Below are 24501 nucleotides of genomic sequence, written 5' to 3' on the forward strand. Positions count from 1 at the left end.
CCCTTTCTCGGGCCTGAAGTTCGACCGGAACGACCACTTTCGGGTCAGGCTGGGTGGGTGGGCAGGCTCAGACGGAACCTCGCGCCTTGAGCGTCTGACGGGACCAGCGCCAGCGAGCCGCCGTGCGCCTCGGCGATGCCGCGGGCGATGGAGAGGCCGAGGCCCGACCCTCCGCTCGTACGAGAGGCGTCGAGGCGGACCAGGCGTTCGAAGATCCGGTCCGCGTCGGCGGGTGGGATCCCCGGGCCGTCGTCGGCCACGTCGACGGTCACGGCGTCGGGCGTACGCGCGAGGGTGAGCGTCACGTGACCCTGGTGCCGCGTCGCGGCCAGGGCGTTGTCGACGAGGTTGGTCAGGACCTGGGTCACCCGGTCGGGGTCCGCGTCGACCGCGCCGGCCGTCCCGAGGACCTCCACCTGCGCCGCAGGGTGGGCGAGCCGGGCCACGTCGGCGACGCGACCGACCACACCGGACAGGTCGACCGGGACGCGCTGCAGCTCGAGCCCCGAGTCGATCCGGGCCATGGTCAGCAGGTCGTCGGCGAGGCGGCTCGCACGGCGGGCCTCACGGATGACGGTGACGCTCAGCTGCTCGCGCTGGGCCCGGTCGTCGACGCCGCGCAGGAGGCGTTCGGCGGCGGCCTGGACGCCGGCGAGGGGCGTGCGCAACTCGTGGGCCGCGTCGGACAAGAACGCGCGCAGGCGCTGCTCGGCGCCGCGCGCGGACCGTTCGGCGCCCTCGACCTCGTCGAGCATCGCGTCGAACGCCGACGCGGCTTGGCCCAGCTCGGTCTCGGGTCGGTCGGGCCGCAGGCGGGCGCCACGGTCACCCGCGGTGATCGCTCGGGCGGTGGCGGTGACCTGGTCGAGCGGGCGCAGGGCGCGGTTCACGACCGGCCGGAGGGCGAGCGCGGCCAGGGCCAGCAGCACCAGCCCGCCGACCGCGAGCGTCGTCCGCACCTGATCGAGGGTGCGCTGGACGTCGCCGGAGTCCGCGAGCAGGACGAGAGTGCTGCCGTCGGAGAGCTGCTCGGTGACGGAGAGGATCTTGCCCTGCTCGGCGACCGGGCCCTTGGGTCCGCCCGCCGGACCCGGCGGTAGGGGGGCGGGGGTCGCCGTCGAGCCCGTGGTACCGGACAGGGGGCCTTTCGGGATCACCTGACCCGAGGCGGTGGTCAGCCGGACCGAGACCCCGTCGCCCTCGAGCGCATCCACCAGCTGGGAGCTGGACCGCTGGCCGACGAGGATGGTCGCGTAGCTGGCCCTGTCCTGCAGCCGCTGGCGCAGCTCGCCCTCGAGCCGTGCGTTGAGGGCCACGTCGGTGACGACGGCCAGCACGACGAGCATCGCCGCGAGGAACGCGAGGACGGTGATCGTCACCCGGTTGCGCAGCGAGCGCGTCCGCAGACCGTCGGTGGGCACCGCGGCGCCCGAGCTCATCGCGGGGCCCGCAGCACGTAGCCGAGCCCGCGGGCGGTGTGGATCAGTCGCGGCCCGTGCGCCTCGATCTTGCGGCGCAGCGCGCTGACGTGGACCTGCACCAGGTTGTCGGCGTAGTCGTCGTAGCCCCACACCTGGGTGAGGATCTGCAGGGTCGACATGACGCGGTCGCGGTTCTCGGCCAGGAACACCAGCAGCCGCAGCTCGGTCGCGGTCAGGTCGATGTCGACCCCGCCGCGCGTCACCCGGGCCGCGCCGGGGTCGACGAGCAGGTCGTCGACCTGGACCGTGCCCACGTTGACGCCGGCCCGGCGCAGGACCGCCCGCGTGCGCGCCAGGAGCTCGGAGGTGGCGAACGGCTTGACCACGTAGTCGTCCACCCCGGCGTCGAAGCCGCGTACGCGGTCGTCCACCTCGTCGCGCGCGGTCACCATGATCACCGCGGCCGCCGTACGGGAGCGGATGACCCGGCTCAGCGCCGGTCCGTCCCGACCCGGAAGCATCCAGTCGAGGACGACGAGGTCGGGGCGGAAGCGGTCGAGCTCGGTCTCGAGCTCGCGTCCGTCGGGGAGGCCCCGGACCTCGTACCCCGCGTCCCCGAGCGAGCCGACGAGCGAGCGGAGGATCGCGCCGTCGTCCTCGACGACGAGCACGCGGGCGCCAGCAACCTTCGTAGTCACGCCAGACAGTGTGGCGTCACCGCGCTGAAGAACGCCTCAAGAACCTGCCCCCGGGGCGTTGGCTTGAGCCTGGCTTCAGGATCCGCTCGCAGAGTCGTTCCCAGGTCACCGCCGAGGGGCGGGACACCCGAGAACGAGGAGCACCCATGAACCACGACGACGCGAACCAGCCCGAGACGCTGAGCTCGCACGACGACCAGCAGAGCCCGTTCGTCCGCAAGCACCGCGGCCGCAAGTGGGCCATCGGGGCGGCCGTGGCCGCCGTCCTGGCCACCGGCATCGCGGTCCCGGCCCTCGCGGCCGGCGGCTCCCCGAGCGCCGGCGGCACCGGGACCTCCCAGGTGCAGCCCGCCGACGTGACCCCGAGCGACGCCCCCAGCGGTGCGCCCACCCCGGGCGACGCGCCGAGCGGTGCCCCCACCCCCGGTGACGCTCCCAGCGGTGCGCCGGCCGCTCCGCCCGCCCCGGGCGCCGGGCCGGCCGGACCCGCGGGTGGACCGGCCGGTGGGCCGGGCGCCTGCGCCCCCGCCCCCGGTGGTGCGCCCAGCGGTGCCCCCACCCCGGGCGACCAGCCGAGCGGTGCCCCGACCCCGGGCGACCAGTCCAGCGGTGCGCCCGCCGCGCCGCCGGCCCCGCCCGCCCCGCCGGCTCCGCCCGCCGGCGGACAGGCCCCGCAGCCGCCGGCCGCCGGCCAGGACGCCCCGAAGCCGCCGACCCCGGGTGACGGGAAGAACGCGCCCACCCCGCCGGCCGCGGGCGAGAACGCGCCCACGCCGCCCGCGCCCCCGTCGGGTGCGCCCACGCCGGGTCAGGGCCAGACCGGCGGCAGCTGATCCCGAACGCCGACGAGGCGTAGCTTCTGCGGTCGCGCGCACCCTGCAGGGTGCGCGCGGCGCGGGAAGGTACGCCTCGCGGTGGGGTCGAGCGAGTCGGGCGGAACGGTCAGCGCGTGGCGGTCTTCGTCCCCAACGCACCCTCGGAGGCGTCCTTGCGGGTCCGGGGGATGCGGGTGATCACCGGGAGGACGATCGCGACCAGGGCGATGATCCCGATGACCGTGTACGCGGTCGTGTAGTCCTTGTCGGTACCGATCAGCTTGGCCGCGATCAGCGGGCCGACGACGCCGCCGAGGCTCCAGCCGATCAGCATCAGGCCGTAGATCCCGCCCGCGTGCTTGACGCCGAAGAAGTCCCCGGCGGTGGCGGGCATGGTGCCGAAGGCGCCGCCGTAGCAGAGGTAGACCAGCGCGGCGAGGATGAAGAACAGCACCGCGTTGTGCGCGTGCGGGATGAGCAGGATGCAGACGCCCTCGATCGCGAGGATCGCGATGAACGTCCGCATCCGGCCCAGCCGGCCGGAGATGGCGGCCCAGAAGATGCGGCCCGCCCCGTTGAACAGTCCGAGGAAGCCGACCGCGGCAGCAGCAGCGGCGGCCGTGTAGCCGGAGATGTCGGCGAAGCTCGCGGCGGCCTGCGAGATGAAGGCGATCCCGGCGAGCACGGCGAGGGTCAGGATGGCCGCGAGCGTGTACCACTGCCAGGTCTTGAGCGCCTCGCCCTGCGTGTAGTCCTGGCCGCTGTCGACGACGTTGCCCGACGTGGCGGGCGTGTAGCCGGGGACGGTGTAGCCCTCCGGCGGGTTGCGGAAGAAGAAGGCGCCGATCACGGCGGCGATGAGGTAGGCGATGCCGAGCGGCAGGAAGGCCGACGTCGGGACGTCCGGGTTGTTCTTGATCAGGGCCTGCGCGATGGGGGCCGTCACCACGGCACCGAAGCCGAAGCCGCCGACCGCGAGGCCGGTGATCAGCCCACGGCGGTCGGGGAACCACTTCTGCAGCATGGCGATCGGCACGATGTAGGCGAGCCCGAGGCCGAACCCGGCGAGGACGCCGTACCCGATGACGAGCAGCGCGAGGTGGTCGCCGTCGCGCGCGAACGACGCGACGATCACGCCGATGCCGTAGATCACGCCGCCGGCGATCGCGACGGTGCGCGGGCCGCGGCGGTCCTGGATCCGGCCGCCGAGGTAGGTGCCGATGAAGATCATCCCGATGGCCACCTCGAACGGCAGCGTCGCCTCGGGCTTGGTCAGCTTGAAGGCGGAGGCCTTCTGCAGGGCGGAGCTGAAGACGCTCCAGGCGTAGACCGCGCCCAGGGACAGCTGGAGCAGCAGCGCCGCGACGACGAGACCCCACCGGCCCTTCGTCGGGTTGCCTGCGTCGCCCCGGGGGCTCGCGGTGGTGCTGGCCGTGCTCATGCGGTGTTCTCCTGCGTCGTGTGCTCTGCGGTGGGGCTGGTGGTCTGGAGGTCGTCGGCGGGAGGTCCCGGTCGGACGCTGGTCGGCGTCGCGCCGGGGTCCTGGCCGGCCGCCTCGGCTGCGCGTCGGGCGTTCAGCCGCTCGCGCTGGGGGACGACCGTGTACTTGGGGTCACGCGCCGACTCCTGCCCCGCCTCGAAGACCCCGAAACGGGTGCACACGGAACCGGCCACGAGGGCGAGCCCGCTGGCGACGGCGAAGGCGCGGTGCCGACGTCCGAGCAGCAGGGCGGAGGCGCCGCCGACGGCGGTGAGGATCTTGCTGGCGCGCATGAGCTTTCCGGGAGTGCCCTCGTGCAGCGCACCGGCGGTGAAGCCCATCGACTTCTCCATCTGGTGCTCGACGACGAGCTCGACCGTGGCGCCGATGACGGCCAGCATCCGGGCCGGCCCGGTCTCGGCCAGCGGTGCCGTGACCATGCCCAGCCCGCCGGAGGCGGCGGCGGCGGAGCCGACGAACACGAACGGCAGCTCGCGGTGGGCCTCGTGCCAGGCCGGCGTCGACGTGTCGGTGAGCAGCACCGCGGTGTACGAGGCGACCGCCGGGGCGAGCAGCGCCGCCTCGATGCCGCCGGGCCGCGCGGCCCAGTCGAGCAGGCCGCTCAGGAACTTGAGCCGGGTCGGCAGGAAGCGCTGGACGTCGAGCAGGCGTGCGACCTCGGACGCCCCGGCGACCACGTTGCCGGGGGCGTACGCGGTGAGGACCCAGGTGCCGACGGACATCGGCGACGTGGGCTTGAAGACGCGAAGCATGTTGTAGAACTTCGTCGGCCGACCGAGGTCGTGGACGAGCGCGAGCATGCTCGCGCTCAGCGCCACGGTCGCGGTGATCCGTGCGTTGCGCCGCAGGTGCGGCCGACCGGTCAGGTCGGCCCCCATCCCGAGCAACGACGAGCCGCCGGCCAGCCCGCCGGCGAACAGGTAGAAGGGGATGTCCGACTCCCACGGGGTCGGCTTGACGACCTGGCGCCCGTAGTAGGAGGTGAAGGTCGCGTCCGGGACCATCAGCTCCTCGGCGCGACCCTTGCGTCGCCGTCCGCCGCCCTTGCGGCCCGGTCCGCGTGTGCCCCGGCCGCCACCACCCGTACGCCGGGTGGTCGCCGAGGCGCTGGCCTGGCCCTCGGTGCCGGGCACCGCTCGGATGGCCCCGTCGCGTGGCCGCTCGCCGTCGTGGCGCTCGGGGTTGGCCGCCTTGCTGCCGGGATCCTGCTGGCCGATCTGGTTGTCCTCGTGCGGGTCGCCGCTCTCGCCCGGGCTCATCGCCGGCCGCCGACGAAGGCGGTCGTCACGGCGGCGGCGAGGCCCAGGGCCGCGAAGCCGGCGTTCTTCCACATCCGCGGCAGATCGGCCGTGGTGACGATCGGGTCGGGCGGGAAGCCGTACACCTCGGGCTCGTCGAGCAGCAGGAAGAACGCCCCCGCACCGCCAACGCCGCCGTCGGGGTCCTCGGCGTAGAGCTGGGCGCCGGCGACACCGGCGGCCTGCAGGTCGGCGAGGCGGACGTTCGCGCGCTCGCGGAGCTCGTCGACGTCGCCGAACTGGATGGACTGGGTGGGGCACGCCTGCGCGCACGCCGGGGTCAGGCCCTCGCCGAGCCGGTCGTAGCAGAGCGTGCACTTCTGCGCGATGCCGGCGTTCTTGTTGGCGATCGCGTCCTTGGGCTGGTTCTTGTCGCCGATGCGGCGGTCGATCACGCCGAACGGGCACCCGGCGACGCAGTAGCCGCAGCCGTTGCAGACGTCGTCCTGCACGACGACGGTGCCGAACTCGGTCCGGAACAGCGCGCCGGTCGGGCAGACGTCGAGACAGCCCGCGTTGGTGCAGTGCTTGCAGACGTTCGACGCCATCAGCCAGCGGAACTCGGTCCGCTCGCCCGCGTCGGGCGACGCGCTGGGGAGGTCGAACGACGGCATGCCGAGGTCGACCATCGGCGTGCCGGCTTTGACCGGCTCCGGCTGTCGGACCGGCTCCGGCTTGAGCGAGCCGAAGAGGTCGATGCCGCTGTGGTCGGGCCCGGAGACCGGCCCCGGGATGGTGTCGAACGACCCCACGCTGCCGAAGGACGAGGCCGTCGCCCCGAAGGAGCCGGCGCCGGAGTCGGGCAGCTGCACGCCAGCGCCCACGGCGGTCTCCGGGACCCCGATCGTCACGCCGGTGGTCTGCCCGCCGAGCGGCTTGCGCTGCTCGATGAACTCCACGTGGCGCCACGTGCTCGCCCCCAGCGCGCCCGTGTTGTCGTACGAGCTCCCGAGCAGCTCGAAGATGCCGTCCTGCGGCACCCCGTTCCACTCCTTGCACGCGACCTCGCAGGCCTTGCAGCCGATGCAGATCGACGTGTCGGTGAAGAAGCCCTTGCGCGGCGGGGGCTCCTCGCCCCAGCCGGCCCGGACGGCGGGACCGCCGGGCTCGACCGAGGTGAAGGCCTGGTCCGAACCCCTGCGGGGGTCGAGCCGCCGGGCGAACGGCTTGAGGTTCGTCAGCAGGCTCATCGGGATCCTTCGTCGGGGTGTCCGGCCTCGTCGCCGTGGTTGCTGGCGTGGACGGACCGGGCGTGCTGCCCGTCCGCGTCCTCGGGCGGCGTCCGTTGAACGTTGCCGGTGGCGGTCGTGACGCCGGCGCGCTCCCGGTGGGCCGCCACGTACTCCAGCAGGGCGGGGCCGCGCGGCCGACGCCCCGGCTGGATGTCGCACGAGGAGACCTTGGTCTCCTGGATGTGCACGTTCGGGTCGAGCGTGACCCCGAACAGGTCGTTCGCCGAGTCGCCCGTGATCAGGGCCTGGTTGCCGACGCCCCAGTGGTACGGCAGCCCGATCTGGTGCACGGTCTTGCCGCCGATCCACAGCGGGGCGACCCGCTCGGTGACCAGCACCCGCGCCTCGATCGCGGTCCGGGCGCTGATGATCGTCGCCCAGCCGTTGTTCTCCAGCCCGCGCTCACGGGCCAGCTCGGGGGAGACCTCGCAGAAGAACTCGGGCTGCAGCTCGGACAGGTACGGCTGGAAGCGGCTCATGCCGCCGGCCGTGTGGTGCTCGGTGAGCCGGTAGGTCGTGAAGACGTACGGGTAGAACTCGGACCCGGGCTCGTCGCCCGACGGGTTCTGCAGGTTGTCCTCGCGCGGGAAGACCTCGCGGGTCGGGTTGGCCTGCTGCCGGTACATCGGGTTGCTGACCGGGGACTCGGCCGGCTCGTAGTGCGTCGGCATCGGTCCGTCCAGCAGACCGGCCGGCGCGTAGAGCCAGCCCTTCCCGTCCGCCTGCATGATGAACGGGTCGTCACCGGCGAGCCCGGCGGGACCCGACGCGCCCTCGGGCGGGCGGTAGGACGGGTCCTTGCCGATCTCGAAGTCGGGCACGTCGTGCCCGGTCCACTTCTTGGCCTCGGCGTCCCACCAGACCAGCGCCTTGCGCTCGCTCCACGGCTTGCCCTCGGGGTCGGCCGAGGCGCGGTTGTAGAGCGTGCGCCGGTTCATCGGCCAGGCCCAGCCCCACTCAGGGGCGACCCAGGACTGGTCACGTCCCGCCTTGCGCCGCATCGACTGGTTGACCCCGTCGGCGTAGACGCCGGTGTAGATCCAGCAGCCGCCCGAGGTGGAGCCGTCCGGCTTCATCTCGTTGAACGTGTTCAGCGGCTGCCCGGCCTTGTCGCCGGTCAGGTGGAAGCCGTTGATCTCCTGCAGCACCGCGTCGGCCGAGATCTCGCCGGACTCGTCGAGCGGGTAGTCCCACGTCAGGTCGAGGATCGGCCGGTCGCGGTGGTCGGTCGAACCCGCCAGCCGTGCGCGGATCTTCTGACCCAGGAGGTAGAAGAACTCGAGCTCGCTCTGCGCGTCGCCCGGCGGCTCCACCGCCTTGTGGTGCCACTGCAGCATCCGCTGGGTCTGGGTGAACGTCCCGCCCTTCTCCACGTGCGAGGCCGCCGGGAAGAAGAACACCTCGGTGTCGATCTCGTCGGTCTTGAGCTCGCCCGTCTCGATCTCCGGCGCGTCGGACCAGAAGGTGGCCGACTCGATGAGGTTGAGGTCGCGGACGACCAGCCACTTGAGGTGGGACAGGCCCAGCCGCTGCATCTTGCCGTGGGCGGACCCGACGGCCGGGTTCTGCCCGAGCAGGAAGTAGCCGTCGATCTCGTCGCGCAGCATCGACATCACGGTCGCGTACGTCCCGTGGTCACCGGTCAGGCGCGGGAGGTAGCCGAACGCGTAGTCGTTCTCCTCGGTCGCCGCATCGCCCCACCACGCCTTCATCAGGCTGACCATGTAGCTCTTGGAGTTGACCCAGAAGCCCTTCTGGTCGGGGCTGGCGATCTCGCCGACGTACTCGTCGAGCGAGTCGTGCGGCCCGACCTTCGGCATCGGCAGGTAGCCCGGCAGCAGGTTGAACAGCGTCGGGATGTCGGTCGAGCCCTGGATGCTGGCGTGACCGCGCAGCGCGAGGATCCCGCCGCCCGGACGGCCCACGTTGCCCAGCAGCAGCTGGACGATCGCCGACGTCCGGATCATCTGCACGCCCACCGTGTGGTGGGTCCAGCCGACCGAGTAGACCCAGCAGGTCGTGCGGTCGCGGCCGCTGTTCTCGGTGACGGCCTCGCAGACCTCGAGCAGCTGCTCGGCCGAGATGCCGCAGGTCTCCTGGACCATCTCCGGGGTGTAGCGGGCGAAGTGCCGCTTGAGCACCTGGAAGACGGTGCGCGGGTGCTGCAGCGTCTCGTCGCGCTTGACCTCGGAGTGCTCCAGCGCGGCACCGTGGCCGCCGAGCTCGTGGCCCGCGCCGCGGTCGCTCTCGGACTGCTCGGACTCCTCGGAGCCACCGGTCGCGCCCTCGCCCTGCTCCTTCTCACCGGGCGCGGAGGCAGGACCGCCGCCGGCCGAGTGCTCGCCGACGCCCTCGTACGACCAGCTTGCCGTGTCGTACGTGCCCGTCTCGGGGTCGTAGCCCGAGAACACGCCGTCGAGGTCGTCGACGTCGGTGAAGTCCTCGCTGACCAGCGTGGCCGCGTTCGTGTAGGCGACGACGTAGTCGTGGAAGTACTTGTCGTTGCTCAGGATGTAGTTGATCACCGCGCCCAGGAACACGATGTCGCTGCCCGCCCGGATCGGGACGTGCGTGTCCGCCACCGCCGAGGTCCGGGTGAAGCGCGGGTCGATGTGGATGACCTTGGCGCCGCGCGCCTTGGCCTCCATCACCCACTGGAACCCCACCGGATGGCACTCGGCCATGTTGGAGCCCTCGATGACGATGCAGTCAGCCTGCTGGAGGTCCTGCAGGAAGTTGGTCGCGCCACCACGGCCGAAGGAGGCTCCCAGACTGGGAACCGTGGCGCTGTGTCAAATACGGGCCTGGTTCTCGATCTGGATGGCGCCCATGGCGGTGAAGAGCTTCTTGATCAGGTAGTTCTCTTCGTTGTCCAGCGTCGCGCCCCCGAGGGCGGCGATGCCCATCGTGCGGCGGACCGGACGACCGTGCTCGTCGGTGTCCTGCCACCAGCGCTTGCGGGACTCGACCATGCGGTCGGCGATCATGTCGGTGGCCTGCTCGACCCCGATGCGCTCCCAGCGGTCGCTCTTCGGGCGGCGGTAGAGCATCGTCGTGGCGCGGCCGGGGGAGTTGACCAGCTGCTCGCTGGCCGAGCCCTTGGGGCACAGGCGGCCACGCGAGACGGGGGAGTCGGGGTCGCCCTCGATCTGGGTGACGTGACCGTCCTTCACGAACACCCGCTGACCGCAACCCACGGCGCAGTACGGGCACACGCTCTGCACGACCTTGTCGGCCGTGGCGGTGCGCGGCGTGATGGCGCGGGTCTTGGGCGACTGCACCGCCGCACCACGACCCAGCGGGTCGCCACCGGTGAGCTGACGCAGCACCGGCCAGTCCAGGAACGTCTTCTTGATGTCCATGATCGCCTCCTGCCGTGACCATAGCCCAGCGTCCCGACACGGGGGTGCGGACGGCGAGGTAGCGCCCTCAGGCGTCGCCCTCGGAACCGTTCGTCAGCAGGTAGTCGAGGATGAAGCGGTGCGAGCTGGTCAGGTGCGCCAGCGTCAGGTCGGCGACCTCGTTGGCGTCCCCGCGGCGGACGGCCTCCAGGATCGCCCGGTGCTCGACGTGCAGGTGCTCCACGTGGCCGATCACCGCGAGGTGCAGGTGCAGGTAGCGGTCGGTCAGGCGTCGTAGCTGGTCGACGGTCTTGACCATCATCGGCCGGCCCGCCTGGTGGTAGACGGTGGCGTGGAACCGCGCGTTGGCGGCGATCCAGCCGCGTGGGTCGGTGGACGACTCCATCTGCTCGGCCAGCCGGGTCATCCGGAGCACCTCGGCGAGCCCCACGTTGGGCACGGCCAGCCGGGTCGCGACCGGTTCGAGGGCCTCGCGCATCTCGTAGAGCTCCTGCAGCTCGGCGACCGAGATGCCGCGGACGACGGCGTACGTCCCCCCGAGCTCCACCAGGCCTTCGGCCGCCAGGACCTGGAGCGCGTCGCGGACCGGGATGCGGCTCACCCCGTGCTCGGCAGCCAGCTGCGACTGCGACAGCCGGGCCCCGGCCGCGATGCCGCCGGTCAGCACGAGGTCGCGGACGGCGTTGGCGACACGGGTGGCCGCGCCCAGCGGGTTGTCCGCCGCCGCCAGCTCGCGGGCCTCGATGCTCATGCGCCCATTGTGGCGCGCGTCGAGTTGCGCACGAACCGTTGTAGCCCGTATACAGATACGACTTTCTGTAGACAGAGGAGGACATCGATGTCCGTCATCGAACGCGCGCACGACGTCGTCGAGCTGCCCATCGGCAGCCTGCGGACGGGCCTGCGGATCGGCGGTGAGGTGCTCCCCGGGGGCGCCGCGCCGATCCCCGTCACCAACCCCAGCACCGGCGAGGTGTTCGCCGAGGTCGCCGGCGCCGACGAGGCCGACATCGACCGGGCCGTCCGGGTCGCCGACGCCGCGTTCCGCAGCGGGGTGTGGCGCGACATGCCCATCCAGGACCGCGCCCTGGTCCTCAACCGGTTCGCCGACGGCATGGCGGCGCGGATGGAGGACCTCTACCGCATCGAGACCATGAACAACGGTCGCCCGATCACGGAGACGAAGGCGCAGATCACCCGGCTGCCCGAGTGGTACCGCTACAACGCGGCCCTGCTGCTCGCCGACCGCGACGCCGTCGTCCCGATGCGCGGCGACTACCACTCGTACACGAGCCGGTTCCCGCTCGGCGTGGTCGGGATCCTCTCGTCGTTCAACCACCCGATGATGATCACGTCGAAGAGCCTGGCGCCCGCGCTGGCCACCGGCAACAGCGTGGTGCTCAAGCCGTCGGAGCAGACGCCGCTCACGGCTCTCCTGCTCAGCGACATCGCGGCCGAGGCCGGGATCCCGGACGGGGTCTTCAACGTCGTGCCGGGCCTCGGCCCGACCGCCGGGGCCGCGCTCACCCAGCACCGGCTCGTCCGCAAGGTCGTCTTCACCGGCGGCACCGGTCCGGGCCGCGCGATCGCGCACGCCGCGGCCGAGCGCTTCGCCAAGGCGACGCTCGAGCTCGGCGGCAAGTCCCCGGTGCTCGTCTTCGACGACACCCCGGTCGAGGTCGCGGCCCGCGGCGCGGCCTTCGGCGGCTTCATCGGTGCCGGCCAGACCTGCATCGCCGGCAGCCGGCTCATCGTGCAGCGCTCGATCTACGACGACTTCGTCACCGAGCTCGCCCGCGTCGCCGAGTCCCTGCGCGTCGGCGACCCGAGCCTGCCCGACACGCAGCTCGGCCCCGTGATCAGCGAACGGGCCCGGACCCGGATCCTCGAGTACGTCGAGGCCGGGGTCGCCGAGGGGGCCCGCCTCGTCACGGGCGGGCGTACGGGGCGGGTCGAGGGCCTGGCGGGCGGCTACTTCCTCGAGCCGACCGTGCTGGCCGACGTCTCCAACGACATGCGCGTCGCCCGTGAGGAGGTGTTCGGTCCCGTCGTGGTCGTCATCCCCTTCGACGACGAGGACGACGCGATCCGGATCGCGAACGACTCGGAGTTCGGTCTGGGCTCCTCGGTCTGGACCCGCGACGTCGCTCGCGCGCACCGGGTGGCCCGCCAGCTCGAGATGGGGATGGTGTGGGTCAACGACCACCACCGCCTCGACCCCTCGTCCCCGTGGGGCGGCCTGCGCGACAGCGGGGTCGGCCGCGAGGGCGGCTGGGAGTCGTTCCACGACTTCACCCACGTGCGGGCCATCACCGTCCGGACCGCCCCCGACGACGTCGACTGGTACGGCGGCGTCGCGACCGACCGGCTCAACTGATGCCGGGCCTCGAGAGCGGGGTCGACCACCGCGGCGTGCTCACGGTCGACATCGCCCGACCGGGCGGCCTGCTGACGGTCGCGGACTGCCAGGAGCTGACCGCGACCCTGCTGGCGCCCCCGGTCGGCGTCACCGCGTTCCGCCTCCGCAGCAGTGGGGAAGCGTTCTGCCTCGGTCGTGAGCGGGCCGGGACGACGCCCGGCGAGCTGCGCGAGGAGAGCGAGGTCCTGGTCGGCCTGCACCGGGCGCTCGACGGGACGCGGCTGCTCACCGTGGCCGAGGTGAGTGGGGACGCGGCCGGCTTCGGCGTCGGGGTGGTCGCGTCGTGCGACCTCGCCGTGGCCGTCGCGAGCAGCCAGTTCTCGTTCCCGGAGGCGGGCATCGGGCTGGCCCCGGCGCTCGTGCTCGCCTGGCTGCCCGCCCTCGTCGGCGAGCGCGAGGCCTTCTGGCTGACCGCGACCGGGCTGCCCATCGACGCCGTCCGGGCGCGTGAGCTCGGCCTGGTCAACCACGTCGTCGCCGGCGCCCCCGAGCTCGTGGGCACCACGGACCGCAGCATCGACGCGGTCCTGCGGCACGGCTCCCGGGTGCACTCCGAGATCCGCTCGATGGTCCGCGCCGGACGTGCGCTGACCCGCGACCAGGCCTTCGACCTCAGCGTCGACCGGCTCGTCGTCGGCTCGCTGCGCCGCGGCGAGCAGCCCGGCTGACCGCCGGCCCCCCCACCGCCCCACGACCCCGTTCGACGACGAAAGGGACCACCATGAGCACCGCAGCACCCACCGCCCCCGCAGGCCCCGGCTGGCGCCACGAGATCACGCGCGCCCAGTGGATGGTGCTCGCCGCCACCACGCTGGGGTGGGCGCTCGATGGCCTCGACTCGAGCCTCTTCACCCTGGTGGTCGGCCAGACCACGGGTGAGCTGCTGCCCGGGCTGGCCCCGGCGTCGCTGTCCTTCTGGACCGGCCTGGCCGTGACGATCTACCTCACCGGCTGGGCGCTCGGTGCCGTCGTCTTCGGCGCGCTCGCCGACTACATCGGCCGGGTCCGGGTGCTGATGATCGGCGTCCTGGCCTACTCGGTCTTCACCGGGCTCGCCGCCTTCGCGCCCAACTACGGCAGCTTCGTCACGCTGCGCTTCCTCGCCGGGCTCGGGTCGGGCGTCGAGCTCCCGATCGGGGCCGCCCTCGTGGCGGAGGCCTGGAACAACCGCTTCCGGGCCAAGGCCACCGGCGTGATGATGTCGGGTCTCGCGATCGGCTTCTTCCTCGCCACGCTCGTCTACCGTTTCGTCGGGCCGTACGGCTGGCGCCCCGTCCTGCTGGTCGGCGTGCTGCCGGCGCTCCTGGTGCTCTTCGTGCGCCGTCACGTGGAGGAGCCGGAGTCGATGGCCGTGGTCCGCGAGCGTCGCGCCGAGCGGAAGCTGGCCCGGGCCGCGGGCGCCGAGCGCACGACCGCCGACCGGTTCGTCCTCGTCCAGCTCTTCACCCGCCCGCTGCTGCGCCGCACCGTCCTGTGCACCCTGATCGCCGCCGGCGCGCTGTTCGCCTTCTGGAGCGTCACGACCTGGACCCCGGCGGTGATCCGCGGTGTCGTGGCGAAGGACGGGATCACCGGCACGGCAGCGGTCCCGTACGTCTCGAACGCGATGGCCATGCTCTACCTCGGCGGGGTGCTCGGCTACGCCGCGTGGGGCTTCATCGCCGACGCGATCGGGCGGAAACGGGCGTACGCGGTGAGCCTGGTGCTGGCGATCCTCGGCGTCGGGCTGCTCTACCCGCTGGCCGACTCGTACACCGCCTACCTGATCGGGCTGCCGGTGGTCGGGTTCGGCGTCTACAGCCTGTTCTCCGGCAACTCGGTCTACTTCCCGGAGCTCTTCGGCCCTGCGGTCCGCGCGAGCGCGATCGCGGTGACCAACAGCATCGGCCGGCTCGCGACCGCGGCCGGGCCGCTGCTGGCCGGCATCATCGCGGCGCAGTGGTTCGGCGGGAGCCTCGCGCTTGCCATCGCCTCCGTGTCGGGACTGGTGGTCCTGGCGATCATCGGGCTCGCGATGCTGCCCGAGACGCACGGCAGCATGGCGTTGGCCGACGACCAGCTGGTGACGACGGACGACACCGCTCGCGTCACGGCGGACGTCCCGCTCCGCCCCAAGGTCGGCTGACCCCTCGCCGCGTTCCGGCTGGCGGGTTCAGCGCACCGTCAGCCGGATGGGCAGGACCGTCATCGGGGTCGGTGACGCCGGGTCCGCGAGGGTGGCGATCAGGACGTGGCTCCCGGGCTCGTCGGCCCGGACCAGCAGGCGGCCGTCGTGCGTGCCCGCCGCCTCGACGCCCTCGGGCAGCTCGAGCGTCCATGCGTACGGGGTCGCGCCGTCGGTGCCCACGGGCAGGGCGACAGGCTCGCCCACGCGGCCCTGGACCTCGAGCTCCTGCCGGGGCTCCTGCGTCATCGCGGTCTGCTCCTGCCTCGCAACGGTTCGGCAACGGATCCATCCTGCTGCCCCTCCGGCGATAGCGTGCGGCGACACCTCGGAGGAGACCCGCCGTGACCGACCACGACCCGCGCGCGCCCTGGGCGCCCCATCCCGCACCGCTCGACCCGTACGGGCCCTCGCACGCCTACCTGCCGCCCGCGTACACACCGTCCCCGACCGGGGTGCCCCAGCCCGGGCCCGCGCCGGACGGACGCCGCCTGGCGATCACCGGGGTCGTGCTCGGCGGGCTCGCCCTGCTCGGCGTCCTGCTGCTCGGGGTGTACGCGCTGACGAGCACGTTCGTGGGGTCCGACGACGGCGATGGCTCGGGCGGCTCGACGCCGATCCGGGGCACGATCGCGCCGTCGGCCGGGGCCGGGCTGGACGGCCCGGCGCTGGCCGCGGAGATCGCGCGCCAGGTGCGGGACGAGGGTGGCGACCCCGAGAACGTGACCTGCCCGGCCACGGCGCAGGTCGCCCAGGACGTCACGACCGTCTGCCACGGCGACGTCGACGGCGACGAGTACGCGTTCGTCGTGTTCTTCGAGGACGCCAAGGGCGACTACACGCTGCTGCCGATCTGACCCGTCCTGCTCTCGCCTGCGCTCCGGTCGGGCCTGCGGGCCTGCGGCACACTCGCAGCGTGTCGACCTCGCTCTCCGCGCCCACGCCGGTCTCACGCCGAACGGCGATGATCGGTCTCGCGGTCCTGGTCTCCGTCGCGGCGGTCGGCCTGAGCTGGGCGAAGTGGCTGCCGTACGCACAGCGGGCCGGCGCGGTCGCGACCTCGGGCTCGTGGAAGGGCTCCTCGCTGCTGACCACGGGCGCGGGCGAGAACCCCTTCGCTCGCGCCTGGGACTTCACGCTCACGTACGGCAGCGCCGTCTGGAAGGCGCTGCTCGTCGCCCTCGTCGTCGCGACGGTGCTCGACGTGCTCGTCCCGAAGCAGTGGCTCGTCCGGGTGCTCGGTCGCCGGACGCCGCTGGGCGGGTCGGCCGCAGGTGGTCTGGCCTCCCTGCCCGGGATGATGTGCACCTGCTGCGCCGCACCGCTCGCGGTCACGATGCGCCGCGCCGGTGTGCCCCTGCCCGCGGCGCTCGCCTTCTGGCTCGGCAACCCGGTGCTCAACCCGGCGGTCCTGGTCTTCCTCGCCCTGCTCGCCCCGCCCTCGTGGGTGCTCGTGCGCGTCGGCGTCGGGCTGCTGCTGGTGCTCGGCTTCTCGGCCCTGGTGGGCGTCGCTCTGACGCGCCGCGGCGGGCGCACCGCCGAGCTGCCCGCGGCCGAGGAGGCCGTACGTGCCGCTGACGAACCCCTCGTCTGGCGCGAGGTGCCGCGGCGGCTGCTGGTGCGCTTCGCCCGGCTGGCCGTGGTGCTGGTGCCGGAGTACCTGGTCGTCGTGTTCCTGGTCGGCCTGGTCGGGGCCACGCTGGGTGACCTGCTCGGTCACGGCGGCGCCCTGGCCGTGCTCCTGGCGGCGCTGATCGGTGTCGTCCTGGTGCTCCCGACCGCCGGCGAGATCCCGATCCTGCTCGGCCTGGCCGCCGCGGGCGCGAGCCTCGGTGTGCTGGGCGCCCTGCTGATCGTGCTCCCGGCGGTCAGCCTCCCCTCCGCGGTCATGGTCGGCCGTGCGCTGGGCTGGAAGGCCACCGCCGCCACGGCCGGCGCGACCGTGGTCGCCGGCCTGCTCGCCGGCGGGATCCTGGCCGCCGTCGCCTGACGGACTACCTGCCTCGGAGGTTCACGCGCGGGTAGGGTCGGGCGTCGTGCCGACCACCTCTGCCACGCCCGCCGGCGCCCGGATCGCGGTCGACCTGGAGACGGTGTCCGTCGAGACGTCCGACCCGCTCGCCGCGTACGTCGCCCTGCGCGACCTCGTCGGCGAGGAGCAGGTGTTCCTGCTCGAGTCGCTGGCCGGTCCGATCGCCGACACCCGCGCCTCGCTCGCCGGGGTCACCGGTCTCCTCGAGGTGCAGGTCCACCGCTCGCGCGTCACGTTCACCGGGGTGCCCGACCTGGTGACCGCGGCTGCCGACGCTCTCGTGCACGGCGGCGTCACGCAGCCCGACGGCGCCGGCTTCCGGCTCACCAGCGATGCGGGGTTGTTCGACCTGCCGCGGGTGCTGGACGCGATGTTCGACGTCGAGCGCGACGCGGAACGGTTCGGCTTCGGCGTGCTGGTCTTCCACGGCTACGACGCGGTCCGCTACATCGAGCGGCTGCCGCGCCTCATCGACGACCCGCCCGAGCCCGCGCCGGACGCGGTCTTCGCCCTCGTCCGGGCCCTGGTCGAGATCGACCTGACCGAGCAGACCGGCCGGCTCACCCTCGCCTCGAGCCCGGGGTGGCCCGAGCTCGAGCTGCCCGCGGTCGTCGCGGCGCTCGAGGTGCTGCCGACGGCGCTGCCCGAGCCCGCCGTGCCGGCGCCGCTCGGCGTGGTGGACGACACCACGCAGGCGGAGTTCGTCGAGCACGCCCAGCAGGCGCTGGAGCACATCCGGGTCGGTGACATCTACCAGGTCCAGGTCGGCCACGCGATCACCGTGCGCACGCAGGCCGACGAGCTGACCGTCTACCGGCGGATGCGCGAACGCAACCCGAGCCCGTACATGAGCCTGATGCCCATCGCCGGCCGCACGGTCGTCGGCGCGAGCCCCGAGCTGTTCCTGCGCCTCGAGGGTCGGACCGCGACGATGCGACCGATCGCCGGCACCGCTCGGCGCAGCGGCGACGCGGCGCGCGACGAGCTCGCCGTGGAACGTCTCCTGTCCGACCCCAAGGAACGCGCCGAGCACGTGATGCTCGTCGACCTCTGCCGCAACGACATGGGCCGCGTCTCCGTGGCCGGCTCGGTGTCGGTCGACGACTTCATGGTCATCGAGGCCTACAGCCACCTGTTCCACATCGTCTCGTCCGTCAGCTCGACGGTCCGGGCCGAGCACGACGTCTACGACGTGATCCGGGCCGGTTTCCCCGCCGGCACGATGACCGGCGCCCCGAAGGTGCGGGCGATGGAGATCATCGAGGAGCTCGAGACGAGCCGGCGCGGCCTCTACGCCGGATCATTCGGGTTGATCGGCTTCGGCGGGTGGACCATCCTGGGCCTGGCGATCCGGATGACCGTCCGCACGGGCACGGGCGACGACCGGGCGTACGTCCTGCGGGCCTCCGCCGGCGTGGTCGCGGACTCGACGCCGGACGGCGAGTGGGCCGAGACCCTGACCAAGATGGGCGCGGCCTACTGGGCCGTCACCGGAGAGGAGCTCGTCTCATGAAGGTCGTCCTGATCGACGCGTTCGACAGCTTCGTCTACATCATCGAGCAGTACCTCGCCGAGCTCGGCGCTGAGCCGGTCGTGATCCGCTCCGACCCCGGCAACGCCGACCGCGTGCGCGACCTCGCACCCGACGTGCTCGTGCTGGGCCCCGGCCCGGGCCACCCGCTCGACTCCGGGCACGTGGAGCTCGTGCAGGAGTTCGCCGGGCAGGTCCCGCTGCTCGGGGTGTGCCTCGGCCACCAGGCCATCGGCTGCGCGTACGGGGCGACCGTCTCCCCGGCGGCGCACATCATGCACGGCAAGACCAGCACCATCGACCACGACGGGCGCGGCATGTTCCGCGCCGCCGACAAGGACCAGGTCGTCACGCGCTACCACTCGCTGGTCGTCGAGGACTCGACGCTGCCGGCGGAGCTCGAGGTCAGCGCGCGCTCCCGCGACGACGGCTACATCATGGCGATGCGGCACCGTGAGCTGCCCGTGGAGTCGGTGCAGTTCCACCCGGAGTCGATCACCACGCAGGCCGGCATCGGCCTGTTCCGCTCGTTCCTCGAGACCTACGTCGCCGCGCGTACGGGCGAGGAGCCGCTCCGGCCGCGCGACCACTCGCGCGCACCCTGACCAGCACGACCGCCGGGGGCACGCTCGCCGACCGCATCCCGGCGGAGCCCGACCCCGACGCGGTGTACGAGGCGTTCACCGGCTGGGTCGACGACCGCGGCCTGACGCCGTACGCCCACCAGAGCGACGCGCTGATCGAGCTCGTGTCCGGCGCGAACGTCATCCTCTCCACGCCCACCGGCTCGGGGAAGTCGCTGGTCGCGACCGGCGCCGAGTTCGCCACGCTGGCCCGCGGCGGCCGCACGTTCTACACCGCGCCGATCAAGGCGCTCGTGAGCGAGAAGTTCTTCGACGCGGTCGCGACCTTCGGGCACGAGCGCGTCGGCATGATGACCGGCGACGCGAGCGTCAACCCGGGTGCGCCGATCATCTGCTGCACCGCGGAGATCCTGGCCAACCTCGCCCTGCGGCAGGGGGCCGACGCCGACGTGGCCTGCGTGGTCATGGACGAGTTCCACTACTACGGCGACGTCGACCGGGGCTGGGCCTGGCAGGTGCCGCTGATCGAGCTGCCGAACGCCCAGTTCCTGCTGATGTCGGCCACGCTCGGCGACGTCAGCCGCTTCGAGGCCGAGCTGACCCGGCGCACGGGCCGCCCGACGGCGACGATCTCCTCGGTGGAGCGTCCCGTGCCGCTGCTGCACCGCTACGTCACGACGACGATGCTGGAGACGGTCGAGGAGCTGCTCGAGACCCACGAGGCGCCGATCTACGTCGTCCACTCCAGTCGCGCGGCGGCCGTCGAGCAGGCCCAGTCGCTGACCAGCCTCAAGATCAGCACCCGCGAGGAGAAGGACGCGATCGCCGAGCTGATCGGCGACTTCCGCTTCAGCGCCGGCTTCGGCAAGGTCGTGTCCCGCCTCGTCCGCCAGGGGATCGGGGTCCACCACGCCGGGATGCTGCCCAAGTACCGCCGCCTGGTCGAAAAGCTGGCGCAGGCCGGGCTGCTCAAGATCATCTGCGGCACCGACACCCTGGGCGTGGGCATCAACGTGCCCATCCGGACCGTGCTGATCGCCTCGCTGAGCAAGTACGACGGGATCCGCGCCCGCCTGCTCACCGCGCGCGAGTTCCACCAGGTCGCGGGGCGTGCGGGACGGGCCGGCTTCGACACCAGCGGGCAGGTGGTCGTGCAGGCGCCGGACCACGTGGTGGCGAACGAGAAGGCCATGGCCAAGGCCGGCGACGACCCGAAGAAGCGTCGCAAGGTCGTGCGCAAGCAGCCGCCGCAGGGGACGGTCGGCTACGGGCTGCCGACCTTCGAGCGGCTGGTCTCCGCCCCGCCCGAGCCGCTGACCTCGCACTTCAAGGTCACCCACGCGATGCTGCTCGACGTCGTCGCGCGCCCGGGCGACTGCTGGGCCGGGATGCGGCACCTGCTGACCGACAACGACGACCCGCCGTCGGCGCGGCGCGGGCACGTGTCTCGCAGCCTGTCGATCTACCGCGGGCTGCTGGAGTCCGGCGTGGTGGAGCGGCTCACGGAGCCCGACGCCGAGGGGCGTACGGCCCGCCTCACCGTCGACCTCCAGCGCGACTTCGCGCTCAACCAGCCGCTCTCGCCCTTCGCGCTCGCCGCCCTGGACCTGCTCGACGTCCAGTCCGAGTCGTACGCGCTCGACGTCGTCTCGATCATCGAGGCCACGCTCGAGGACCCCCGCCCGATCCTCATGGCCCAGCGCAACCGCGCGCGGCGCGAGGCCGTCGACGCGATGAAGGCCGAGGGCATCGAGTACGAGGAACGGGTCGTCCTCATCGAGGAGGTGACCTGGCCGAAGCCGCTCGACGAGCTGCTGGACGTGGCCTTCACCGCGTACGCGTCCACCCACCCCTGGGTGCTCGACGAGAAGGTGTCGCCCAAGGCGGTCGTGCGGGAGCTGTTCTCGGAGGCGATGACCTTCGCGGAGTTCGTGGCCCGCTACGAGCTGGCGCGCTCCGAGGGGCTCGTGCTGCGCTACCTCTCCGACGCCTACAAGGCGCTGCGCCAGACCGTCCCCGAGGACGCGCGCACCGAGGCGCTGACCGACCTGATCGTCTGGCTCGGCGAGCTGGTCCGCCAGGTCGACTCGAGCCTGCTCGAGGAGTGGGAGCGGCTCTCGCACCCCGAGGCGCTGACCGAGGACGCGGGCACCGACGGCGCGCTCGTCGCGCCGCCGCCGCCCGTCACGGCGAACGCCCGCGCCTTCCGGGTCCTGGTCCGCAACGCCCTCTTCCGTCGGGTGGAGCTGGCGGCCCGACGGCAGTACTGGCCGCTCGGCGAGCTGGACGTGGCCGACGGCTGGGACGCCGACGCCTGGGTGGCGGCGCTCGAGCCCTACTTCGCCGAGCACAGCGCCATCCTCACCGGGGCGAACGCTCGCGGTCCGGCCATGTTCGGCGTGCAGCAGGAGCCCGGTCGCTGGCGCGTGCGGCAGATCATCGACGACCCGGCCGGCGACCACGACTGGGGCATCAGCGCCGACGTCGACCTCGCGGCGAGCGACGAGGCCGGCGAGGCGGTCGTCCACGTCACCGCCGTCAACCGGCTGCAGGGCTTCACCAGCGCCTGAGCGGGGTGGTTTCTCGGGACCCGGTCTGCCGGCGGGAGCAGCCGCGCACCTCCGCGACAGCCGCGTACCTCCCGAACAGCCGCCCAGGCCCCGACCTGGGCGGCTGTCGCGACCGTGCGCGGCTCTGGCCACGCGCCCGGTGCGACGATGGGCCCGGTCGGGACGACGTCGAGGAGGACACATGCCCAAGAAGGGCAGCGAGGCCGAGCGCATCGAGGAGGACCGTCTCCCCAGCACGCTGGAGCGGTCCGACCAGAAGGCGAAGGACACGTACGCCGAGACGCTGGCCTCGGCGGAGGACCAGTACGGCGACGGTCGACGGGCGCACCAGACCGCGTGGTCCGCGGTGAAGCACACCCACGAGAAGGTCGGCGACCACTGGGAGCCGAAGGAGTCGAACGGGCCCTCGGACGCCCAGGCCGCGGGCGGTGCGGACACGCAGCGCGAGACCAAGGGCGGCGTGGACGCCAATGCGTCCAAGGAGCACCTCTACGAGCTCGCCCAGCAGGCCGACATCTCCGGCCGGTCGACGATGACGAAGGACGAGCTCGTCGACGCCCTGCAGAAGTTCAACGACCGTGCCACCGCGCAGGCCCGCGGCGACTAGCGATGTGACGACCGTCACGTGGCGGTCGACCTCACGTTCTGCCCGGTCCGGGCGTCTACCCCGTGACAGCGCCCCGGAGACGGTCCGGGGCCGGCGGAGGAGGTCGTGATGACGGCAGCAGCGGCGGTGGAGACGGTGGACGGGTCGGCGGCGGCGGGCCCGGCGGTCGATGCGGGTGCGGTGCCCGTGAGGAGGCACACGACGGTGGACACCGAGCTGGGGGAGCTGACGCTGGTCGGCGAGGGCGCCGCGCTGGTCGGGGTCTACTTCCCCGAGCACCGGCCCGAGCCGGACGCCACCCGGTTCGGGGAGGCGGTGGAGGTGACCGACGACCCGGTGCTGGCGGCTGCGTCCGAGCAGCTGGCCGCGTACGTCAGCGGGCACCGCACGACGATCGACGTGCCCGTCCGGGCGGACGGGTCGGAGCGCGCCCGGGAGGTCTGGGACCTGGTCGCCGCCGTGCCCCGGGGCGAGACGACGACGTACGCCGCGCTGGGTCGCGCGGTCGGGGTGGGTCCGCGGGTGGCCGGCCAGATGGTCGCGCGCAACCCGCTCTGCGTGGTCGTGCCGTGCCACCGTGTGGTCGCCTCGGACGGACGGCTCACGGGGTACGCCGGCGGCGTCGACCGCAAGCGTCAGCTGCTGCAGCTCGAGGGTGCGCTGGCAGCCGGCGCGGTCAAGGCGTCCCCGGTCCGGGCTCCGGCCCCGCCCGAGACGTCCACGGCGGCGGAGGTCGACGGGTGAGCGGTCTCGACGAGGCGTACGAAGCCTCCGACAGCCACCTCGAGCGGCTGCTGGGCCGGCTGGTGGGAGAGGCGGACGGCCGGGGTGAGGTCGACGTCGGCTACCGCACCGTGGACGGACCGGTGGGGCGGCTGCTGCTGGCAGCGACGCCGGCCGGTCTGGTCCGGGTCGCGTTCGCCTCCGAGGGGGAGGACGCCGTGCTGCAGGAGCTCGCCGACCGAGTGAGTCCGCGGGTGCTGCCGCTGCCGGGCCGCCTCGACGAGACGGCCCGGGAGCTCGACGAGTACTTCGCCGGGCGACGGCGCCGCTTCGACGTCGCGCTGGACTGGCAGTTGTCGAGCGGGTTCCGCCGGGACGTGCTGACGCACCTGGCGGTGGACGTGGCGTACGGCCGCACCACGTCCTACGCCGGGCTGGCCACGTTGAGCGGGAGCCCCCGGGCCGTGCGGGCGGTCGGGACCGCCTGTGCGACCAACCCGATCCCGGTGGTGGTGCCGTGCCACCGGGTCGTGCGGTCGGACGGGACGATGGGTCGCTACCGCGGGGGAGAGGAGGCCAAGCACGCCCTCCTCGAGCTGGAGGGCGTGCGTTGACCTCAGCGGTCTGTGGCCGGGGCTAGCGGGTCAGCCCTGGGCCTCGATCGAGACGGGCTGCCACTCGTTCCAGAGCGCGAGGCGGGACTCGTAGTCCTTCGTCGCGATGCCGAGCGGGGCCTTGCCGAAGAAGACACGCAGCGGCGGCTGCTCGGCGTCGACGATCTTGAGGATCGCGGCACCGGTCGCGGTCGGGTCGCCCGGGTCCGCGCCGCTGCTGCGGTTGCGGGAGGCCTCGTGCGCCTGGTCGTAGGCGGGGTTCTCGTCGCTGTGCTTGGCCGACGGGCCCGACCAGTCGGTGGAGAAGCCGCCGGGCTCGACGAGGGTCACGAAGATGCCGAAGCCCGCGACCTCCTGGGCGAGGGACTGGCTGATGCCCTCGAGGGCCCACTTCGACGCGTGGTAGGCGCCGATGCCCGGGAACGCGCTGATCCCTCCGATGGAGGAGACCTGGATGATGTGGCCCGAGCCCTGCTCGCGCAGGAAGGGCAGGGCGGCCTGAGTGACCCAGACGGCGCCGAAGAGGTTCGTCTCGAGCTGGGCGCGGAGCTCGGCCTCGGTGAGCTCCTCGACCATGCCGAAGTGGCCGTAGCCGGCGTTGTTGATCACGACGTCGAGGCGGCCGAAGCGGTCGTGCGCCTGCTTCACGGCGGCGACGTCGGCGTCACGGTCGGTGACGTCGAGCTGCAGCGGCAGCAGGGCGTCGCCGTACTTCGTGACGAGGTCGTCGAGGGACGAGGTGTCGCGGGCGGTGGCCGCGACGCGGTCGCCACGCTCGAGCGCGGCGATCGTCCACTCGCGACCGAAGCCGCGAGACGCACCGGTGATGAACCAGACCTTGGATGAGGGCATGGGTTGTTCCTCTCGTGTTCGAGGGCGGGACCTCGCGGTCCCGCCACGAGAATCGTCAACCGGCCCGTCCGAGGCTTT

21 protein-coding genes are annotated in these 24501 nt (G+C 72.8%); 12 read left to right on the forward strand and 9 right to left on the reverse strand.

Annotated features, from left to right (window positions below):
• Positions 1-44: 44 nt before the first annotated feature.
• Both FHX39_RS03585 and FHX39_RS03590 read right to left on the reverse strand, forming a co-directional pair.
• On the reverse strand, positions 45-1439 hold the full coding sequence (locus tag FHX39_RS03585) for a sensor histidine kinase (protein WP_183336831.1): 1395 nt from the start codon (positions 1437-1439) through the stop codon (positions 45-47).
• On the reverse strand, positions 1436-2119 hold the full coding sequence (locus FHX39_RS03590) for a response regulator transcription factor (RefSeq protein ID WP_183336832.1): 684 nt from the start codon (positions 2117-2119) through the stop codon (positions 1436-1438). The genes FHX39_RS03585 and FHX39_RS03590 overlap by 4 nt, the downstream gene beginning before the upstream one ends.
• A 146-nt stretch (positions 2120-2265) precedes the next feature.
• Here FHX39_RS03590 and FHX39_RS03595 point away from each other — a divergent pair, with 146 nt between their 5' ends.
• A complete protein-coding gene (locus tag FHX39_RS03595) occupies positions 2266-2952 on the forward strand; it encodes a hypothetical protein (RefSeq protein WP_183336833.1) in 687 nt (228 codons plus the stop codon).
• 109 nt (positions 2953-3061) lie between these two features.
• Here the strand turns inward: FHX39_RS03595 and FHX39_RS03600 are convergent, their stop codons facing one another.
• From FHX39_RS03600 to FHX39_RS03620, 5 genes are all read right to left on the reverse strand, one after another.
• Entirely contained in the window at positions 3062-4375 is a 1314-nt protein-coding gene (locus FHX39_RS03600; protein WP_183336834.1) for an L-lactate MFS transporter, read from the reverse strand.
• Positions 4372-5694: an NrfD/PsrC family molybdoenzyme membrane anchor subunit gene (gene nrfD, locus FHX39_RS03605; RefSeq protein WP_198423247.1), complete on the reverse strand. Its 1323-nt coding sequence runs from the start codon at positions 5692-5694 to the stop codon at positions 4372-4374. The genes FHX39_RS03600 and nrfD overlap by 4 nt, the downstream gene beginning before the upstream one ends.
• Entirely contained in the window at positions 5691-6923 is a 1233-nt protein-coding gene (locus FHX39_RS03610) for a 4Fe-4S dicluster domain-containing protein (protein WP_183336835.1), read from the reverse strand. Before FHX39_RS03610 ends, nrfD begins: the two co-directional genes overlap by 4 nt.
• Positions 6920-10327 (reverse strand): formate dehydrogenase, encoded by a 3408-nt coding sequence (fdh, locus tag FHX39_RS03615; protein ID WP_183336836.1) that lies wholly within the window; start codon positions 10325-10327, stop codon positions 6920-6922. The genes FHX39_RS03610 and fdh overlap by 4 nt, the downstream gene beginning before the upstream one ends.
• Positions 10328-10394: 67 nt before the next feature.
• Positions 10395-11078 (reverse strand): GntR family transcriptional regulator, encoded by a 684-nt coding sequence (locus tag FHX39_RS03620; protein ID WP_183336837.1) that lies wholly within the window; start codon positions 11076-11078, stop codon positions 10395-10397.
• An 87-nt stretch (positions 11079-11165) separates the two neighbouring features.
• Here FHX39_RS03620 and FHX39_RS03625 point away from each other — a divergent pair, with 87 nt between their 5' ends.
• From FHX39_RS03625 to FHX39_RS03635, 3 genes are read left to right on the forward strand one after another with little or no spacing between them, the layout of a single operon-like run.
• Positions 11166-12704, forward strand: coding sequence for an aldehyde dehydrogenase (locus FHX39_RS03625; RefSeq protein WP_183336838.1), 1539 nt, complete (start codon positions 11166-11168; stop codon positions 12702-12704).
• Positions 12704-13414 carry an enoyl-CoA hydratase/isomerase family protein gene (locus FHX39_RS03630; protein WP_183336839.1) on the forward strand — a complete coding sequence of 237 codons (711 nt, stop codon included), beginning with the start codon at positions 12704-12706 and terminating at the stop codon, positions 13412-13414. Before FHX39_RS03625 ends, FHX39_RS03630 begins: the two co-directional genes overlap by 1 nt.
• 53 nt (positions 13415-13467) lie before the next feature.
• Positions 13468-14871 (forward strand): MFS transporter, encoded by a 1404-nt coding sequence (locus FHX39_RS03635; RefSeq protein ID WP_183336840.1) that lies wholly within the window; start codon positions 13468-13470, stop codon positions 14869-14871.
• Positions 14872-14898: 27 nt separating this feature from the next.
• On the opposite strand, the gene FHX39_RS03640 is transcribed toward FHX39_RS03635, so the two are convergent.
• Complete coding sequence (locus FHX39_RS03640; RefSeq protein ID WP_183336841.1) at positions 14899-15159, reverse strand: hypothetical protein; 261 nt, start codon at positions 15157-15159, stop codon at positions 14899-14901.
• Positions 15160-15254: 95 nt separating this feature from the next.
• Here FHX39_RS03640 and FHX39_RS21980 point away from each other — a divergent pair, with 95 nt between their 5' ends.
• The 8 genes from FHX39_RS21980 (at position 15255) to FHX39_RS03680 (ending at position 23571) form a co-directional block, all read left to right on the forward strand.
• On the forward strand, positions 15255-15767 hold the full coding sequence (locus tag FHX39_RS21980; RefSeq protein WP_183336842.1) for a DUF4333 domain-containing protein: 513 nt from the start codon (positions 15255-15257) through the stop codon (positions 15765-15767).
• 59 nt (positions 15768-15826) lie between these two features.
• The gene (locus FHX39_RS03650) at positions 15827-16900 is read left to right on the forward strand and encodes a permease (RefSeq protein ID WP_198423250.1); all 1074 of its coding nucleotides are present in this window, start codon (positions 15827-15829) and stop codon (positions 16898-16900) included.
• 46 nt (positions 16901-16946) lie between these two features.
• On the forward strand, positions 16947-18455 hold the full coding sequence (locus FHX39_RS03655; RefSeq protein WP_183336843.1) for an anthranilate synthase component I family protein: 1509 nt from the start codon (positions 16947-16949) through the stop codon (positions 18453-18455).
• Positions 18452-19078 carry an anthranilate synthase component II gene (locus FHX39_RS03660; protein ID WP_183336844.1) on the forward strand — a complete coding sequence of 209 codons (627 nt, stop codon included), beginning with the start codon at positions 18452-18454 and terminating at the stop codon, positions 19076-19078. The genes FHX39_RS03655 and FHX39_RS03660 overlap by 4 nt, the downstream gene beginning before the upstream one ends.
• 62 nt (positions 19079-19140) lie before the next feature.
• Positions 19141-21627 carry a DEAD/DEAH box helicase gene (locus FHX39_RS03665; RefSeq protein WP_332836648.1) on the forward strand — a complete coding sequence of 829 codons (2487 nt, stop codon included), beginning with the start codon at positions 19141-19143 and terminating at the stop codon, positions 21625-21627.
• 181 nt (positions 21628-21808) lie between these two features.
• Positions 21809-22234, forward strand: coding sequence for a ChaB family protein (locus FHX39_RS03670; RefSeq protein ID WP_183336845.1), 426 nt, complete (start codon positions 21809-21811; stop codon positions 22232-22234).
• Positions 22235-22342: 108 nt separating this feature from the next.
• Complete coding sequence (locus tag FHX39_RS03675; RefSeq protein ID WP_183336846.1) at positions 22343-22978, forward strand: methylated-DNA--[protein]-cysteine S-methyltransferase; 636 nt, start codon at positions 22343-22345, stop codon at positions 22976-22978.
• The gene (locus FHX39_RS03680) at positions 22975-23571 is read left to right on the forward strand and encodes a methylated-DNA--[protein]-cysteine S-methyltransferase (protein ID WP_183336847.1); all 597 of its coding nucleotides are present in this window, start codon (positions 22975-22977) and stop codon (positions 23569-23571) included. The genes FHX39_RS03675 and FHX39_RS03680 overlap by 4 nt, the downstream gene beginning before the upstream one ends.
• Positions 23572-23601: 30 nt before the next feature.
• Here FHX39_RS03680 and FHX39_RS03685 read toward each other — a convergent pair whose 3' ends face one another.
• Positions 23602-24423 (reverse strand): SDR family oxidoreductase, encoded by an 822-nt coding sequence (locus tag FHX39_RS03685; RefSeq protein ID WP_183336848.1) that lies wholly within the window; start codon positions 24421-24423, stop codon positions 23602-23604.
• Positions 24424-24501: the final 78 nt, after the last annotated feature.

The sequence above is a fragment of the Microlunatus antarcticus genome (assembly GCF_014193425.1).
Lineage (GTDB): Bacteria > Actinomycetota > Actinomycetes > Propionibacteriales > Propionibacteriaceae > Microlunatus > Microlunatus antarcticus.